At 66.3% G+C, this 16,872-nt stretch carries 13 protein-coding genes and 1 pseudogene; 4 read left to right on the top strand and 10 right to left on the bottom strand.

Annotated elements, in window-relative coordinates; translation table 11 throughout:
* Nucleotides 1-117: 117 nt before the first annotated feature.
* The 5 genes and pseudogenes from VQ042_RS01700 to VQ042_RS01675 form a co-directional block, all read right to left on the bottom strand.
* Entirely contained in the window at nt 118-735 is a 618-nt protein-coding gene (locus VQ042_RS01700; RefSeq protein ID WP_331814768.1) for a riboflavin synthase, read from the bottom strand.
* Nucleotides 735-1,880, bottom strand: coding sequence for a bifunctional diaminohydroxyphosphoribosylaminopyrimidine deaminase/5-amino-6-(5-phosphoribosylamino)uracil reductase RibD (gene ribD / locus VQ042_RS01695; RefSeq protein ID WP_442880004.1), 1,146 nt, complete (start codon nt 1,878-1,880; stop codon nt 735-737). Before ribD ends, VQ042_RS01700 begins: the two co-directional genes overlap by 1 nt.
* Nucleotides 1,877-2,472 (bottom strand): annotated as a pseudogene (nrdR, locus tag VQ042_RS01690) (transcriptional regulator NrdR). Before nrdR ends, ribD begins: the two are co-directional and overlap by 4 nt.
* A gap of 92 nt (nt 2,473-2,564) precedes the next feature.
* On the bottom strand, nt 2,565-3,881 hold the full coding sequence (gene glyA, locus VQ042_RS01680; protein ID WP_331814765.1) for a serine hydroxymethyltransferase: 1,317 nt from the start codon (nt 3,879-3,881) through the stop codon (nt 2,565-2,567).
* Between the two features lie 165 nt (nt 3,882-4,046).
* On the bottom strand, nt 4,047-5,390 hold the full coding sequence (locus tag VQ042_RS01675) for a L,D-transpeptidase family protein (protein WP_331814762.1): 1,344 nt from the start codon (nt 5,388-5,390) through the stop codon (nt 4,047-4,049).
* Nucleotides 5,391-5,907: 517 nt separating this feature from the next.
* Here VQ042_RS01675 and VQ042_RS01670 point away from each other — a divergent pair.
* On the top strand, nt 5,908-6,378 hold the full coding sequence (locus VQ042_RS01670; protein WP_331814760.1) for an NUDIX hydrolase: 471 nt from the start codon (nt 5,908-5,910) through the stop codon (nt 6,376-6,378).
* Here VQ042_RS01670 and VQ042_RS01665 read toward each other — a convergent pair.
* Nucleotides 6,371-7,876, bottom strand: coding sequence for an inorganic phosphate transporter (locus VQ042_RS01665; RefSeq protein WP_331814758.1), 1,506 nt, complete (start codon nt 7,874-7,876; stop codon nt 6,371-6,373). The two genes, VQ042_RS01670 and VQ042_RS01665, sit on opposite strands and share 8 nt — an antisense overlap.
* Nucleotides 7,877-8,113: 237 nt before the next feature.
* Nucleotides 8,114-8,299 (bottom strand): DUF3008 family protein, encoded by a 186-nt coding sequence (locus VQ042_RS01660; RefSeq protein ID WP_331814756.1) that lies wholly within the window; start codon nt 8,297-8,299, stop codon nt 8,114-8,116.
* A gap of 209 nt (nt 8,300-8,508) precedes the next feature.
* Here VQ042_RS01660 and VQ042_RS01655 point away from each other — a divergent pair, with 209 nt between their 5' ends.
* The 3 genes from VQ042_RS01655 (at nt 8,509) to VQ042_RS01645 (ending at nt 11,922) form a co-directional block, all read left to right on the top strand.
* Nucleotides 8,509-9,093, top strand: a complete 585-nt coding sequence (locus VQ042_RS01655; protein ID WP_331814754.1) for a DNA-3-methyladenine glycosylase — start codon at nt 8,509-8,511, stop codon at nt 9,091-9,093.
* A 133-nt stretch (nt 9,094-9,226) separates the two neighbouring features.
* On the top strand, nt 9,227-11,125 hold the full coding sequence (gene recQ / locus VQ042_RS01650; RefSeq protein ID WP_442880003.1) for a DNA helicase RecQ: 1,899 nt from the start codon (nt 9,227-9,229) through the stop codon (nt 11,123-11,125).
* A 164-nt stretch (nt 11,126-11,289) separates the two neighbouring features.
* The gene (locus VQ042_RS01645) at nt 11,290-11,922 is read left to right on the top strand and encodes a cold-shock protein (RefSeq protein WP_331814751.1); all 633 of its coding nucleotides are present in this window, start codon (nt 11,290-11,292) and stop codon (nt 11,920-11,922) included.
* Nucleotides 11,923-12,265: 343 nt separating this feature from the next.
* On the opposite strand, the gene hupB is transcribed toward VQ042_RS01645, so the two are convergent.
* The 3 genes from hupB to clpX all read right to left on the bottom strand — a co-directional run bounded on the left by hupB (nt 12,266) and on the right by clpX (nt 16,646).
* A complete protein-coding gene (gene hupB / locus VQ042_RS01640) occupies nt 12,266-12,544 on the bottom strand; it encodes a DNA-binding protein HupB (RefSeq protein WP_331814748.1) in 279 nt (92 codons plus the stop codon).
* Between the two features lie 167 nt (nt 12,545-12,711).
* Nucleotides 12,712-15,132 carry an endopeptidase La gene (gene lon, locus VQ042_RS01635; RefSeq protein ID WP_331814745.1) on the bottom strand — a complete coding sequence of 807 codons (2,421 nt, stop codon included), beginning with the start codon at nt 15,130-15,132 and terminating at the stop codon, nt 12,712-12,714.
* 245 nt (nt 15,133-15,377) lie between these two features.
* A complete protein-coding gene (gene clpX / locus VQ042_RS01630; RefSeq protein ID WP_331814742.1) occupies nt 15,378-16,646 on the bottom strand; it encodes an ATP-dependent Clp protease ATP-binding subunit ClpX in 1,269 nt (422 codons plus the stop codon).
* Nucleotides 16,647-16,872 lie beyond the last annotated feature (226 nt).

Genomic DNA, 16,872 nt, shown 5'->3' with positions numbered 1-16,872 from the left:
GGTTACCCCTCGCGCGCGCCGCACGCAACAGGATCGAGGCGGCGAAAGCGTGTCGGCACCCGGCGAAAACCGTTTCGACCGGCGTGAAAGCACGAGTAGTGCGGACCAACCAAGATGTCAGGCGGCCGCGGACCGGTCCCCGAACAGGCGTTCGGCGTAGCGCGCGATCTGGTCGACCTCGAGATTCACCCTGTCACCGGATTTCCGCTCGCCCCAGGTCGTGACGGCCAGCGAATGGCGGATCAGCAGCACATCGAAGCGATCGTCGTCGACGCCGTTGACCGTCAGCGAGGTCCCGTCGAGGCAGACCGAGCCCTTGCGGGCGATGAACCGCTTGAGGTCTTTGGGCGCGCGCAGCGTGAAGCGAACCGCCTCTCCCTCGTCCGTCATAGAGACGATCTCGGCCAGCCCGTCCACATGGCCGGAAACGAGATGTCCGCCGATCTCGTCGCCGATCTTCAGGGACCGCTCCAGATTGATGGCGGTGCCCTCCTCCCACGTGCCGGCGGTGGTCAGGCGCAGCGCCTCCTCCCAGGCCTCCACCTCGAACCAAGGCTCTCGTTCGCCCGGCTGCGACAGCGCGGTCACCGTCAGGCAGACGCCGGAACAGGCGATCGATGCGCCCAGATCGATGCCCGCCGGATCGTAGGCCGTGGCGATGCGAAAGCGTCGGCCTGCATCGAGCTTGTCCGTGCGGACGATCCGCCCGACATCGGTGACGATCCCGGTGAACATCAGGCAGTCCTTCTCTCGAATTCGAACCAGTGGTCCTCGCCGAAGCGATATTCGCGCACCAGCCGGAAGCGCTGGCGCGCGGTCGCGACGTCGATCGGCGCGCTGACGCCGGTCTCGCCGATCTCGACCGGCCCCTGCACCAGGATCAGCCGGTCGACCAGGTCGCCGTCGAGGAAGCTGGCACCGGTCTCGGCGCCGCCCTCCACCAGGACGCTGGAAATGCCCGTCGCGGCCAGGTCTTCCAGGAGCTCGGGGAGCGCAATGCGGCCGGTTGCCGGATCCGCCTCGCAGGCGATGAACTGGACACCCTGACGGGCCAGTTCCGCCCGGCTCGCCGGATCGGCGCTGGAGAGCGTGGCGATCAGCGTCGGCGTGTCCGCCGCGGTCCGAGCAAGGGTCTGCTCCGGCCGCGTGCGCAGTCGCGGATCGAGCACGATCCGGTTGGGCGAGCGGTCGGCCATTCCCGGCAGCCGGCAATCGAGCCGCGGATCGTCCTCCTGCGCCGTCCCGGCACCGACGAGAATCATGTCGTGGCGGGCACGCTCCAGATGGGTCTGCGCATCGGCCACCTGCCCGGTGATCTTGACCTGGCCGCCACCCCGGATACCGATCTTTCCGTCGGTGGAAACAGCCATTTTCAGCAGGATTTCCGGGCGGTTGTCGCGATGCCTTGTGAGATAGCCCGAGATCGGTGCGGCGGCCTCGGCCGCCATGACGCGCGGCGTCACCGCCAATCCGCCGGCGCGCAGGATCGCGTGGCCGCGGCCGTCGACGCGCGGGTCGGGATCGCCCGCCGCCGACACGACCCGGGCGATCCCGGCCACCACCAGCGCCTCGGCGCAGGGTGGGGTGCGGCCGTGATGGGCGCAGGGTTCGAGCGTGACGTAGGCGGTTGCGCCGCGGGCCAGTTCCCCCGCCTCGGCCAGCGCCACGGTTTCGGCATGGGGCCGGCCGCCCACCGCCGTGACGCCGCGGCCGACGATGCGCGGTCCTGCACCATCGTTGCGCACGATCAGGGTGGCGACCGAGGGATTGGTCGCCGTCCGCCCGACATGGCGCTGGGCATAGCGGATGGCGGCGGCCATGAACCGCCGATCGTCGGTGGTGGCCTGTGCATCCGGGATCGGCCTCTCGAGGCCGCTCACGACGATGTCTCGTCCGGCGCGGCCTCGTCCGTGGCAGCAGCCGGCGCGTCGCCGCGGCCCAGTTCGCCGATCAGCGACTCGAAATCACGCGCCTCGCGGAAATCGCGGTAGACCGAGGCGAAGCGCACATAGGCGACGTCGTCGAGCCCCTTGAGCGCTTCCATGACCATTTCGCCAAGTGCCTCCGAACGCACTTCCTGTTCGCCGGACTGTTCGAGGCGGCGCACGATGCCCGAGATCAGCCGCTCCACACGATCGGGGTCGACCGACCGCTTGCGCAGCGCCACCTCGACGGAGCGCGCCAGCTTGTCACGGTCGAACGGCACCTTGCGGCCGGATTTCTTCAGCACCTGGAGTTCGCGCAACTGGATCCGCTCGAAGGTCGTGAAGCGACCGTTGCAATCGGGGCAGACCCGCCGGCGCCGGATCGCGCCGCCATNACCTGGAGTTCGCGCAACTGGATCCGCTCGAAGGTCGTGAAGCGACCGTTGCAATCGGGGCAGACCCGCCGGCGCCGGATCGCGCCGCCATCCTCGGCGGGGCGTGAATCCTTCACCTGGCTGTCCTGCGAGCCGCAATAGGGGCAGCGCATGGCACCTCTTCGATCATCGAAACAGAGCCGCGCGCGTGGCTTCTGCCAGCGCGCACGGCGAAAGACCGGGCCCTTGCGGCCTCAGGTCGGGATCAAAGACCGTCGTAGATCGGGAAACGGTCGGTCAGCGCGATGACCTTTTCCTTCACCGCTGCCTCGACGGCGGCATTGCCCTCGTCGGAATTGGCCGACTTCAGGCCGTCCAGCACCTCGACGATCATGCGGCCGACCGCCTGGAACTCCGGCACGCCGAAGCCGCGGCTGGTGGCTGCGGGGGTGCCGAGGCGGATGCCGGACGTGACCATCGGCTTTTCCGGATCGTTCGGAACGCCGTTCTTGTTGCAGGTGATGTTGGCGCGGCCGAGCGCCAGTTCCGACGCCTTGCCGGTCAGGCCCTTGGGCCGCAGGTCGACGAGCATCAGATGGGTGTCGGTGCCGCCGGACACGATGTCCACGCCGCCTTCGCGCAGGGTCTCCGCCAGCGCCTTGGCGTTCTCGCAGACCGCGCCGATATAGGAGCGGAACCCCGGCGTCAGCGCCTCGCCGAAGGCCACGGCCTTGCCGGCGATCACATGCATCAGCGGGCCGCCCTGCAGACCCGGGAAGACCGCCGAATTGATCTTCTTGGCGATGGTCTCGTCATTGGTCAGGACGATGCCGCCGCGCGGGCCGCGCAGGGTCTTGTGGGTCGTCGAGGTGGCAACATGGGCGTGCGGGAACGGGCTCGGATGGTGACCGGCCGCCACGATGCCGGCGAAATGGGCCATGTCGATCCAAAGATAGGCGCCGACCTTGTCGGCGATGGCCCGGAAGCGGGCGAAGTCGATCTGCCGCGAATAGGCCGAGCCACCGGCGACGATGACCGCCGGCTTGTGCTCGACGGCCAGCGCCTCGACCTGGTCGTAGTCGATCAGGCCGGTCTCCAGATCGAGACCGTACTGCACGGCGTTGAACCAGCGGCCCGACAGGTTGGGCTTGGCGCCATGGGTCAAGTGACCGCCGGCGTCCAGGCTCATGCCAAGCAGCGTGTCGCCCGGCTTGGACAGGGCCAGAAGCACCGCCTGGTTCGCCTGGCTGCCGGAATTGGGCTGCACATTGGCGTATTCGCAGCCGAACAGTTCCTTGACCCGATCGATCGCCAGCGTCTCGACGACATCGACGAACTCGCAGCCGCCGTAATAGCGCCGGCCCGGATAGCCCTCGGCATATTTGTTGGTGAGCACCGAACCCTGGGCCTCGAGCACCGCGCGCGACACGATGTTTTCCGAGGCGATGAGCTCGATCTCGTGGCGCTGGCGGGACAGTTCGCTGCCCACGGCACCGAAGATCTCGGGATCGCGGTCAGCCAACCCAGCGGTGAAGAAGTCGCTGAACTCGCGTGAGGCATCGTTGCGAATGGCCTGGCTCATGATGGTCTCCTTCGGGCGGCGCAGCGACCCGGCGGGGTCCTGCCACGAGATAGTTGCGCCAAATACCACAGGCGCTGGCCCAGCACCAACGGCGAAAGGCCGCGCATGAAAAAGCCGGATGCATCGCTGCACCCGGCCTGAATGTCGTTCAACGCCGGCGAGGCCTCAGTAGCCGTCGTCACCGCGGGCATATGGATTCTGCTGGTCCGGCGCGTAGGCGGTCGCGGTCAGTTCGCTCATGGCGAGCTGCTCGCTGCCGTCCCGGTGATAGATGTCGTCGCGGAACTGCACGACCGTCGGATCCGTCGCCCAGGCGGTCATGTAGATGAAATGCACCGGCACGGGGTTCAAAAGGTCGATGTCCTGGCGCTCGCGGGCCGCGATGACCTGTTCGATGCGCTGACGATCCCAGCCCGGCACGTCGCGGGCGAGCCAGACGATCAGGTCGCGCACATTCTGAACCCGCACGCAGCCCGACGATTCGAAGCGCATCAGCTCCGAGAACAGGCTCTGCTGGGGTGTGTCGTGCATGTAGACCGCATGCGGGTTCGGGAAGTTGATCTTCACCGATGCCATTGCATTGATCTTGCCCGGGTCCTGGCGGAACAGGTACTTCACCGCCTCTTCCGTGTTCCAGTCGATGGTCTGCGGCGGGATTTCCTGGCCGTTGCCATCGAAGATGCGGATGGCGTTCCGCTCCAGATAGGTCGGGTCCTTCTGCATCAGCGGGATGATGTCCTTGCGGACGATCGACGCCGGCGCATGCCAGTATGGATTGAGGTTAAGGTTGGTGATGCGCGAGTCGAGGATCGGCGTCTGCCGGTCGACCTTGCCGACGACCGCGGTGTGGCGCTGGACGATGCGGCCGTTCTCGGCGGCCTCGATGGAAGCAGCGGGTATGTTGACCATCACGAAGCGCTGGCCGAGCTCGGTGCCGAGTTTCTCGCTCAGGCGCTGCAGATTGGTCTGCAACTGGCCCAGACGCAGGTCCGCCGCGACGTTCATCGCCTTGTAGGTGTGGTCCGACACGACGCCGTCGGCCGGCAGCCCATGGCGGGCCTGGAAGCGCTTGACGCCCGCGTCGACATAGGTGTCGAAAGCCGGGGACGCGCCGGCGCTGCTGGCCATGTCGCCGGCAATGGCCAGGCGCTGGCGCAGGACGGGCACCGCCTGCGACTGCATGCCGAGCTTCAACGTCTCGCCCTGCGGCACCATTGGCCAGCCACCGCGCTGCACGATGGCGACGTAGTTGTTGATCGCTTCCTGCAGCGAGTAGACGGTGTTTTCGGACAGGACCGGGGAGTTCGAGGCGACCTCGCGGACGCTGGAGCCACGGGTGTCGAACTGGTCGTCCCAATTGCCGCGCGTCGGGGCCTGCAGCAGTTCGCCGAGGGCGTTCTGCGCAAAGGCTGCGCCTGGCAGCAATGCGGCACTGGCGGCCGCCGTGCCAAGCACGAAGCGGCGGCGGCTGAGCCGCTTGCCCTTGGGCGCGTCGTGGGAAATCGTCATTGGAACTCCTCGTGGATATGCACGTCCCTGCCGGAAACTACCGCGGCATGGTAAACAGAAGCTGACGTCTGCCGCCGCATCCGCCCCGCTGACCACGCGTTACCAGTTCGTAACGCATTCCAATATGGCCAAAGCATGAAACCGCGCCCGCGGTGCGCCGCCGTACCGGCGTGTCTCACCGGCTGCGCGAAGACGGCGTTCGGCACGCCGTCCTCCTCACATCTGCGTGACGCCAAATATTTGGCCGCGCACGTGAATTTCCGGCTTGTCGCACAATCGTCACTGGAAAGCGCACCACGTGCGTTCTATATGTAATTCGACAGGCTTATCGTAGCGCAACGTGCATCGATTCGCCCGGCCTGTTGCCAGCGCGGCCCTGCACCTGCGGAAAGTTTCACACGCAACTTGCCGCCATCAGACCCGGGCAAGTTCAATGACGTTGATAGTGCGGAACGATCTGCATCGGGCGCGTCGCGCGGCCTGAGCGCCGAGCAGAAGACAGAGGAACCGGTCCATGATGGAAGTGCTGCGCGAACGACTGGCCGAGCGGTCGCTGCTGCGCGGCAGTGACCCCTCCGGTACCCAGACCGGAGCGATTCCGTATGCCGTGATCGACGACCAGCCGGTCTTCCTGCTGATCACCTCCCGGCGGACTGGCCGCTGGATCTTTCCCAAGGGTTCGCTGATGGATGGCCTGTCCCCATGGGAGAGCGCCGCGCAGGAAGCCCTTGAGGAAGCTGGCGTCGAAGGCCAGGTCGACCCGACGCCGCTCGGCACCTATCGCACGCTGAAGCGCGGGCTGCGCCGAACCAAGGTTCTTGACGTCACGCTGTATCCGCTGCGGGTCGAGCGCCAGCATGACCAATGGCAGGAGATGCGCCAGCGCTATCGGCACTGGGCCACCTTTGCGGAAACGCGGCGCCTGCTGACCGAGCGCCCGGTCGCCGACCTCACCGAGAAGCTCAGCCGGCAACTCGCCGCTAGCTGACGATGATCGCGGCCATCGCCAGGTAAAGCACCGCCGACAGCACCGCGGCGAAAGGGACCGTCACCACCCATGCGGCAACGATGCCGAAGAGGTGCTGGCGCCGGACGAGACGGCGGCGTTCGCGCTTGCGGAAGTTGGCTACCGCCTCCTCCGGCGTGGCGTTCAGCCGCGACGTCTTCAGGAACAGTGTCTGCGGCTGGACCCCGGGATTCGTCAATCCCTTGTTCGACTGGAACTCGCGCAGGAACCCCACCCCGAAGATCGCGCCGACCGCGATGTGGGTGGAGGAGACCGGCAGGCCGAGCCCAGAGGCCAGCAGGACCGTGATCGCCGCCGAGAGCGCGACGCAATAGGCCCGGATCTCGTTCATCTTGGTGATCTTCTCGCCCACGGTCCGGATGACCCGCGGGCCGAACAGCGCCAGACCGACCGCGATCCCGACCGCACCGATCATCAGCACCCAGAGCGGCAGGACTACCTCGCCGCCATCGCTCGACCCGGACGACGCCGCCGCCACGATGGCCGCCAGCGGGCCCACCGCATTGGCCACGTCGTTCGCGCCATGGGCAAAGGAGAGGAGCGCCGTGGCGAAGATCAGCGGCGGCACGAAGAGCCTGCTGATCGTCTTCACGCGGCCGTCCATGCCGGCAGAGCGCCGCCGGATCCATGGCCGCGCGGCCAGCCAGCCGATCAGCGCGAAGCCGAGGCCGGCCGCGAGCACATGGGACAGGTCCGGCTGCCACAACCGCTTCAGACCCTTGGTCATCAGATACATGGCGAAGATGCCGCTCATCAGCGCCACCAGCACCGGCACCCAGCGCCGGGCGGCATCGAGCCGGTCGTGGCGGTTGAGGATGGCGAATTCGATGGCCGCCAGCAGCAGCGCGGCAATGCCACCCCCCAGCGCCGGCGAGACGACCCAGCTGGCGACGATCGCCCCGAGCATCGGCCATTCGACGATCCCCGCGCCCGACGCCGCGACGCCGGAGCCCACCACGCCGCCGACGATCGCGTGGGTGGTGGAGATCGGCGCGCCGAAGACGGTCGCCAGATGGATCCACATTCCGGCTGCGAGAAACGCCGCCATCATCACCAGGATGTAGTCGACCGCCTCCATCGCCTCGTGCGGGCGCAGGAGATCGCGCGAGATCGTGCTGACCACGTCGCCGCCGGCGATGATGGCGCCGGCGCCCTCGCAGACCGCGGCGATCGCCAGCGCGCCGGCCAGGGTCAGTGCCTTCGAGCCTACCGCCGGGCCCATATTGTTGGCGACGTCGTTGGCGCCGACATTCAGCGCCATGTAGCCTGCGATCATCGCGGCGATGACGACGAGATAGGTGAGCGGGCCGTCAGCGACGAAGAGGCTGGCCAGCACGGAGGCGCCAAGCAGGAACAGCACCGCCATGCCGGGGGCCGCCACCGAACGGGCCGAGCCATAGGTGGCGGTTTCCAGCGAAGCGACCTTCTTCAGGTCCTTGTCGAGGGCACTTTTCGGCATTCCTGGGAGCGGCTCCGTCGCATGGCGTCGGGCGGCCTTAGCACATGTGCGTCGCTGCGCATCCTTCGGGAGGCGTTGCCGACGGGTCGGTCCCCGCCGTGTTGCCAAATGGCTATCCCATTGAGGTCATGGGTAATAAATGCAGGCCGGCGATGCCACGCTCCCTCGCCGCTCCGGGCGACAGGCCACCGCGCGGCAACCGGTTGCTGCCGGCTGCCGATCCGTGAAAGAGCAGCACTAGTCGGTTTTATGCTCCGGCTTGCCCTTGCGTTCGGTGGACGCCATCTCGTCGAGCTGTTTCTCGCTCATCGTTTCGTACATGCTTTTCGAGGCGCCCTGGAGATCGGACACCTTGGTGTCGCCGCGCTTGGCCGACAGGGCTGCGCCGGCAGCCTTCTGCTGTGACTTGGACTGTGCGGGCATGGATGCCTCCCCGGTTGCATTCGTCGTCAAACGTCACCGCCCTTCCCGCGTTCCGGACATGCCTCTCGGCTGGGCCATAGCTTGCCCAAGATCTCCCCCCGTCCTGCGAAGCGTCCACCGTACAGAACGAAGCGGAACGAAACGCCGAGCCACGCGTCCCCGAAGGACCGCGGCGCGACCGCCGGACAGCCATCCATTCGGGACTATCGATGATCCAGCCAGGCTTCTTCGACCGCAACGTTGTCTGCGTGGCGCGCGACCTGATCGGCGCGACGCTCGTCGTCGACGGCACCGCCGGTGGCAGGATCGTCGAGACCGAGGCCTACGACCAGCAGGACCCGGCCTCCCACAGCTTCAACGGACAGACCGCGCGCAATGCGGCGATGTTCGGCGAACCCGGCCGCGCCTATGTCTATCGCTCCTATGGCATCCACTGGTGCCTCAATGTCGTCTGCGAGGCACCGGGCAATGCCAGCGCCGTCCTGATCCGGGCGATCGAGCCGACGATCGGCCTCGACCTGATGGCGGCGCGACGCGGGCTGGGCGATGTGCACAAGCTTTGCGCCGGTCCGGGTCGCCTGACCCAGGCGCTCGGCATCACCGGGGCTCATGACGGGCGGCCCCTCGACGCACCGCCGTTCCGTCTGATGCCGGCAGAAGGGCCTGTCGAAATCGCGGTGGGTCCGCGGATCGGCATCACCCGCGGGGCCGACACGCCGTGGCGCTTCGGCCTCGCCGGCTCGCGCTTTGTCAGCGCCCGCTTTCCGGGCGAACCGCGCTCCGCCCGCCCATGAACCAGCCCCGGCCTCGAGCAAACCGACCAGCCAACTCACGACGCGACCGTTCGCACCCGATCGTCGCTCGCGCTGCAAGTTGCGTTGCGCCGCGCAATGGCCGACCCTTGCTCGGCGATTCCCGGAGACGATGATGCAGCAACCAGGACGCCGGTCCGACGGGCCGGCCACGACCGATGCCCTGTTCGACAGGAACGGCCCTACGACCGCAGGCAACGCGGCCGGTGGCGCCGATCCGCGCGAGATGCTGCGCTCGGTTTTCGGGCATCCGGCCTTTCGCGGCCAGCAGGAGGCGGTGGTCGACCAGATCGTCTCGGGCGGCGACGCGGTTGTCCTGTTCCCGACCGGCGCCGGCAAATCGGTCTGCTACCAGATCCCGGCCCTGTGCCGTCCTGGCGTCGGCATCGTGGTCTCGCCGCTGATCGCGCTGATGCACGATCAGGTCGAGGGGCTGCGCCAGGCCGGCGTCAACGCGGCATCGCTGAATTCGGCGATGAGCGACGAAGCGCGCGACGCCGTGCGCGCCGATCTTCTCGCGGGTCGTCTAGACCTTCTCTACGTGACGCCCGAACGCATCGTCAGCGAGGGCTTCCGCCGCATGCTGGCGCGGGTGCGCATTGCGCTCTTCGCCATCGACGAGGCCCATTGCGTCAGTGCCTGGGGCCATGACTTCCGGCCCGAATACCGGGCGCTGGAGGCGCTGGCCGACGATTTCCCCGCCGTGCCGCGGATCGCGCTGACAGCGACGGCGGATCCGACGACGCGCGCCGACATCATCGAGCGCCTGCGCCTCACCGACGCGCCGGTCTTCATGACCAGCTTCGACCGGCCGAACATCCGCTACGCCATCGTCGAACGCGACAACCCCAGGAAGCAGCTGCTCTCGTTCCTGGAGCGGCACAAGGGCGCCAGCGGCATCGTCTATTGCCTGTCGCGTCGCAAGGTCGATGAGACCGCCGCCTGGCTGAACACCCAGGGCATCCGCGCCCTGCCCTATCATGCCGGCCTCGACAACAGCATCCGGTCCGCTAACCAGGCCGCCTTCCTGAACGAGGACAATCTCTGCCTCGTCGCGACGGTCGCCTTCGGCATGGGGATCGACAAGCCCGACGTGCGCTTCGTCGCCCATCTCGACCTGCCGTCGTCGGTGGAGGCCTACTACCAGGAGACCGGCCGCGCCGGTCGCGACAGCCAGCCGAGCGATGCCTGGATGGCCTATGGCATGCAGGACGTCGTCCAGCGCCGGCGCATGATCGACCAGGGGGGCTCCGAGGAGACCATCAAGCGGGTGGAGCGGGCCAAGCTCGACGCGCTTCTTGCCATCTGCGAGACCGCCGATTGCCGCCGCGCCGCCATCCTCGCCCATTTCGGCGAACATCATGCGGGGCGCTGCGGCAATTGCGACACCTGCCTGTCGCCGGTCGAGACCTGGGACGGCACCGAGGCCGCGGTCAAGCTGCTCGCCGCCGTCTACCGCACCGGCGAACGCTTCGGCTCGGGCCATGTGATCGACGTCCTCACCGGCAAGGCCACCGACAAGGTGGTGCGCGCCGGCCAGGACGCGATCCCGGTCTTCGGCGCCGGCAAGGAGACCGAGCAGCGGGTCTGGCAGTCCGTCGCCCGCCAGCTGACCGCATCGGGGCTCCTGACCATCGACCATGCCGCGTTCGGCGCCCTGAAGCTGGGCGAGGACGCGCGCGCGGTCTTTCGCGGCGAGCGCAAGGTGATCCTGCGCAAGGACCGCGTCCGCAAGGCCACGCAGTTCCGGCGCAGCGACCATGCGACCGAAGGGATGGACGAGACCGCGGCCACCCTGTTCGAGGCGCTTCGCCAGGAACGGCTTCGCCTCGCCAGAGAGCAGCAGGTCCCACCCTACATGGTGTTTTCCGACGCCACGCTGCGTACCATGGCCGAACTGCGCCCGCGCGACAGCGACGCGCTCCATGCGGTCCCCGGCGTCGGCCTCGCCAAGCTGGAGCGCTACGGCGAGACGTTCCTCGCCGTCATTGCCGATGCCGCCGAACGGGCCTGACGGAAGAATTCCAAGCGCTCTTTATCGGGCTTCAGCCGTTCGATCTTTTGAAGAAAACAAACTTCGCATGGCTGCGGGGCAGGAAACGCGTGCTGCATGGCTTGCACGAAATGTTGTTTCCTTTACATATTCCGCGATCCGAACAGTCCAGACTGAGACCACCCATGGGTAAATACCGAGACCACCGCGACACGCGCCGCCGCGGATTCGACGATGATGGCGCCTTTCCCCCGGATCGGGAAGCCGAGCCGAGCTATTTCCAGCGCTCGCCGGCGTCCGGTGGATCGATGCCCGCCGACGCCGAAGTGATGTGGTTCAACGCCACCAAGGGCTTCGGTTTCGTCAAGGCGGTCGACGGCACGGAGGCCTTCCTCCATGTGCGCGCGCTCGAAGCGGCTGGCGCCAGCGCCGACGCTGTCACCGAAGGCACCAAGCTCACGGTACGGATCGACCAGGGCCAGAAGGGCATGCAGGTTACCGAGGTGCTCTCGGTCGCAGCAGGCTCGGGCGCGCCCTCGCCGGCAGCACGGGCGCCGCGCGCGCCCCAGCGTGGCGGTGCACCCGGCGGTGCGCCTGGCGGGCCGGAGGAAGAGGCCACCGGCACGGTCAAATGGTACAATGCCGAGAAGGGCTTCGGCTTCATCGGTCTCGACGACGGCGCCGGCAAGGACGTCTTCGTCCATGCAACGGCCCTCAACCGCTCCGGCCTCACCACGCTGGCCGACGGGCAGAAGGTTACCGTCCGCTTCGTGCAGGGCAACAAGGGCCCCGAAGCCCGCACCCTGAGCGCCGACTGACAAGGTCGCTGCCGCGGGGCGGGCCGGTCGCCTGCCCCGCGCGCTTCCCAGCCCACAGCGGCTTGGGCGACACGATATGCCGGCAGTCCCTGCCCGCAGCGGCGACGCGACACAGCGGCCGCACGTTCCCCTGCGCTTTTTCAGACTCCCCGCATCAGCCCGACATCGGATTGCGATTTCGGACGGCACGCTGCGTTTCAGGAAATTGGAGTGTCCCTCGTGCGTCCTGTCGGATGCGCAGGGCGTAGCGAACGACCAGCCGCGACACAGGCCCCACAACGCAAAACACCGACCGAGCATTCCGCCCGACCGGTGTCTGATACCGTCTTCGTCGTCGCCGTGCCTACTTGTTGTTGACGGCGTCCTTGAGGCCCTTGCCGGCAGCGAACTTCGGCACGTTGCGAGCCGGAATGTCGACCTCGGCGCCCGTCGAAGGATTGCGGCCCTTCGAGGCTGCACGATGCGACACCGAGAACGTGCCGAAGCCGACGAGGCGAATATCGTCGCCCTTCGACATGGTCGCCTGGATCGTCTCGAACACCGCATCGACCGCGGAGCTCGCATCCTGCTTGGACAATTCGGCCTTCTCGGACACGGCAGCGACCAGTTCGTTCTTGTTCATGGATACCCTCCTTGTTTATTCGCGCATCTTAGCGATCCGTGAGTACGGCCGCGACTTTCGCGGATGACACCGCTTTCTGCAACGCCAACCCCCCTGTTTTCAGGGCTTTCGATCAAAAAAATGCCGCCGACGAGCGGCGGCATCCTTAACAAATTATGCAAGTGAGCCTAGTGGGCAACAGCCGTGGCGCCATTTTCTACCAGCGGCTGGCCGGACATCGGTTCATCGATCTCCGACCACTCGACAGGCGTCGGCATCTCGACCAGCGCATGCCGAAGCACCTCGCCCATCCGTGACACAGGCACGATTTCGAGCCCGTTCTTCACGTTGTCCGGGATGTCCGCCAGGTCCTTGGCATTCTCCTGCGGGATCAGCACCTTCTTGATGCCGCCCCGCAATGCGGCCAGCAGCTTCTCCTTGAGGCCGCCGATCGGCAGGACCCGCCCGCGCAGGGTGATCTCGCCGGTCATGGCGATGTCACGGCGCACGGGAATCCCCGTCAGCACCGAGACGATGGCCGTGGCCATGCCGACACCGGCGGACGGACCGTCCTTGGGTGTTGCACCCTCGGGCACGTGGACGTGGATGTCCCGCTTCTCGAACAGCGGCGGCTTGATGCCGTAGTCGAGTGCCCGCGACCGCACATAGGAGGCAGCAGCCGAGATCGACTCCTTCATCACCTCCTTGAGGTTGCCGGTCACCGTCATCTTGCCCTTGCCCGGCATCATCACGCCTTCGATCGTCAGCAACTCGCCGCCGACCTCGGTCCATGCCAGCCCGGTGACCACGCCGACCTGATCCTCGGTTTCCGCCTCGCCGTAGCGATAACGCGGGACACCGAGATAGTCCGACAGGTTCGCCGCCGTGACCTCGATCTTGGTCACCTCGCCCTTGAGGATCTGGGTGACGGCCTTGCGGGCGAGCGTCATCAGTTCGCGCTCGAAGTTCCGCACCCCGGCCTCGCGGGTGTAGCGACGGGCGATCTCCTGCAGCGCGTCGGCGCTGACGGAGAACTCCTCGGGCTTCAGGGCGTGGTCGCGGATCGCCTTCGGCAGCAGATGCCGCGATGCGATCTCGACCTTCTCATCCTCGGTGTAGCCGGCGATCCGGATGATCTCCATCCGGTCCATCAGCGGCGCCGGGATGTTCAGCGTGTTAGCCGTCGTGACGAACATGGTCGACGACAGGTCGTACTCGACCTCCAGATAATGGTCCACGAAGCTGGAGTTCTGCTCGGGATCTAGCACCTCGAGCAGCGCCGACGACGGATCGCCGCGGAAGTCCTGGCCCATCTTGTCGATCTCATCGAGCAGGAACAGCGGGTTGGTCTTCTTGGCCTTCTTCATCGACTGGATGACCTTGCCGGGCATCGAACCGATATAGGTCCGCCGGTGGCCCCGGATCTCGGCCTCGTCACGCACGCCGCCGAGCGCCATGCGGACATATTCGCGACCGGTCGCCTTGGCGATCGACTTGGCGAGCGAGGTCTTGCCGACGCCCGGAGGGCCGACGAGACACAAGATCGGCCCCTTCAGCTTGGACTGGCGGCTCTGGACGGCGAGATACTCGACGATCCGCTCCTTGACCTTCTCCAGACCGAAATGATCCGCTTCGAGGATCTCCTCGGCCTTCTTCAGGTCGACCTTGACGCGCGACTTCACGCCCCAGGGCAGCCCGAGGATCCAGTCGAGATAATTGCGCACGACCGTCGACTCGGCAGACATCGGCGACATCTGCTTGAGCTTCTTCATCTCGGCGGAGACCTTTTCGCGGGCCTCCTTCGAGAGCTTGGTCTTCTTGATGCGCTCTTCCAGCTCGGCCATCTCGTCGCGACCGTCCTCGCCGTCGCCGAGCTCCTTCTGGATCGCCTTCATCTGCTCGTTCAGGTAGTACTCGCGCTGGGTCTTCTCCATCTGGCGCTTGACGCGAGAGCGGATGCGCTTCTCCACCTGGAGCACCGAGATCTCGGCCTCCATGAAGCCGAGGGCCTTTTCCAGCCGCTCGCGCACGCTGACCATGGTCAGCATGTCCTGCTTCTCGGGAATCTTGATCGCCAGATGCGAGGCGACGGTGTCGGCGAGCTTCGAGTAGTCCTCGATCTGGCCGGCCGCCCCCACCACTTCGGGCGAGATCTTCTTGTTCAGCTTGACGTAGTTCTCGAACTCCGAGACCACCGAGCGGGCGAGGGCCTCGATCTCGACGGGGTCTTCCTCGACCTCCTCGATCAGGCTGGCCGAGGCCTCGTGCCATTCGGTGCGCGGCGAGAAGCTCTCGATGCGCGCCCGTCCCATGCCCTCAACCAGGACCTTCACCGTCCCGTCGGGAAGCTTCAGGAGCTGCAGGACATTGGCGACGGTTCCGATCTCGTAGATCGCGTCAGCGGTCGGGTCCTCGTCGCTGGCATTCTTCTGGGTCGCGAGCAGGATCTGCTTGTCGGCGCCCATTACCTCTTCGAGAGCCTTGATCGACTTCTCGCGTCCGACGAAGAGCGGCACGATCATGTGCGGAAACACGACGATGTCGCGCAGCGGCAGAACCGGGTACAGAGCCGGCCCGCCGGCACCCTGGGGTTCTTGCGTATCAGACATGGTATTCCTTTCTACGGCAGATTCGCCGTCTTCGGCCACCGGTCCTGCGCCTTCATCGAAGCACGCCGGCCCAGCGCCATCACGACCGTAATGTGGGCTTCGCAAGCCTGCTATTCAAGCGATTCGGCGCGCTTTGCTGATGCTCGCCGATGGCGCAGACTCGTGTCGCTTGGCACAAAAAAACCGCCCCGGCGCAAAGCCGGGACGGGCTTCAAAACCGTCATTGCGTCCAGTTGAGGGTGACGTCAGGCGCTGACGTTTTCCTTCTCCCCGTTCCGTTCGGAGTAGATGTAGAGCGGCCGGGCGTTGCCCTCGATCACGTCCTCGGAGATGACGACCTCCTGCACGCCTTCCAGCGTCGGCAGGTCGAACATCGTGTCCAGCAGCATCGATTCCATGATCGAGCGCAGGCCACGGGCACCGGTCTTGCGATCGATGGCCTTCCGGGCGATGGCGCGCAGGGCGTCCTCGTGGAAGGACAGCTCGACATTCTCCATCTCGAACAGCCGCTGATACTGCTTGACCAGCGCGTTCTTGGGCTCCTCCAGGATCTGGACCAGCGCCGCCTCGTCGAGATCCTCGAGCGTCGCCAGAACCGGCAGACGACCGACGAATTCGGGGATGAGGCCGAACTTCAGCAGATCCTCAGGCTCGACCTGGCGGAACACGTCGCCCGTGCGCCGCTCGTCCGGACCCGCCACGTTGGCGGCAAAGCCGATCGAGGTCTTGCGGCCGCGATCCGAGATGATCTTGTCCAGACCGGCAAAGGCGCCGCCACAGATGAACAGGATGTTCGCGGTATCCACCTGCAGGAACTCCTGCTGGGGATGCTTGCGACCGCCCTGCGGCGGCACCGACGCGACGGTGCCTTCCATGATCTTCAGCAATGCCTGCTGGACACCCTCGCCCGACACGTCCCGCGTGATCGACGGGTTGTCGGACTTGCGGCTGATCTTGTCGATCTCGTCGATATAGACGATGCCACGCTGGGCCCGCTCGACATTGTAGTCGGCCGACTGCAGCAGCTTCAGGATGATGTTCTCGACATCCTCGCCGACATAACCGGCTTCCGTCAGCGTGGTCGCGTCCGCCATCGTGAACGGCACGTCGAGGATGCGGGCCAGCGTCTGCGCAAGCAGCGTCTTGCCGCAACCGGTCGGACCGATCAGCAGGATGTTGGACTTGGCCAGTTCGACGTCGTTGCTCTTGGCCGCGTGGGCCAGCCGCTTGTAGTGGTTGTGAACCGCAACCGACAGGACCTTCTTGGCGAAGGACTGGCCGATCACGTAGTCGTCTAGCACCGCGATGATTTCCTGCGGGGTGGGCACCCCCTCGCGCGACTTCACCATGGAGGATTTGTTTTCCTCCCGGATGATGTCCATGCACAACTCGACGCACTCGTCGCAAATGAAGACCGTCGGCCCGGCGATCAGCTTACGGACTTCGTGCTGGCTCTTCCCGCAGAAAGAGCAGTAGAGCGTGTTCTTGGAGTCGCCGCCGCTCGTTTTGCTCATGCGTCCTTCCTTCCGATCCGGTCCCCTCCAGGGATCCGTTTCTCGTTTGGTCTACCGAACCTAGTGCCCTGTGGGCCGTTCGGCAAAGCGACTTTCATCCGAAAGCCCCGACCCGATACCATCGGCCATTCTTGCACATCGTTCAGCGTAGCGTCGATTGCTTGAGCGGCGCTTAACAGCGGCGCCGCCACTATCGGTGTGCAAGTGTGGCCGCGGCGTGACGACG

Origin of the sequence: Aurantimonas sp. A2-1-M11, from assembly GCF_036549475.1 — a bacterium.
Lineage (GTDB): Bacteria > Pseudomonadota > Alphaproteobacteria > Rhizobiales > Rhizobiaceae > Aurantimonas.
The sequence above is the reverse complement of the archived record's forward strand: the minus strand, read 5'-3'. Positions and strand labels throughout refer to the sequence as shown.

Coding starts and splice junctions, on each gene's coding strand:
- VQ042_RS01700 (WP_331814768.1), bottom strand. CDS start 735: ATGTTCACCGGGATCGTCACCGATGTCGGGCGGATCGTCCGCACGGAC.
- glyA (WP_331814765.1), bottom strand. CDS start 3,881: ATGAGCCAGGCCATTCGCAACGATGCCTCACGCGAGTTCAGCGACTTC.
- VQ042_RS01675 (WP_331814762.1), bottom strand. CDS start 5,390: ATGACGATTTCCCACGACGCGCCCAAGGGCAAGCGGCTCAGCCGCCGC.
- VQ042_RS01670 (WP_331814760.1), top strand. CDS start 5,908: ATGGAAGTGCTGCGCGAACGACTGGCCGAGCGGTCGCTGCTGCGCGGC.
- VQ042_RS01665 (WP_331814758.1), bottom strand. CDS start 7,876: ATGCCGAAAAGTGCCCTCGACAAGGACCTGAAGAAGGTCGCTTCGCTG.
- VQ042_RS01660 (WP_331814756.1), bottom strand. CDS start 8,299: ATGCCCGCACAGTCCAAGTCACAGCAGAAGGCTGCCGGCGCAGCCCTG.
- VQ042_RS01655 (WP_331814754.1), top strand. CDS start 8,509: ATGATCCAGCCAGGCTTCTTCGACCGCAACGTTGTCTGCGTGGCGCGC.
- recQ (WP_442880003.1), top strand. CDS start 9,227: ATGCAGCAACCAGGACGCCGGTCCGACGGGCCGGCCACGACCGATGCC.
- VQ042_RS01645 (WP_331814751.1), top strand. CDS start 11,290: ATGGGTAAATACCGAGACCACCGCGACACGCGCCGCCGCGGATTCGAC.
- hupB (WP_331814748.1), bottom strand. CDS start 12,544: ATGAACAAGAACGAACTGGTCGCTGCCGTGTCCGAGAAGGCCGAATTG.
- lon (WP_331814745.1), bottom strand. CDS start 15,132: ATGTCTGATACGCAAGAACCCCAGGGTGCCGGCGGGCCGGCTCTGTAC.
- clpX (WP_331814742.1), bottom strand. CDS start 16,646: ATGAGCAAAACGAGCGGCGGCGACTCCAAGAACACGCTCTACTGCTCT.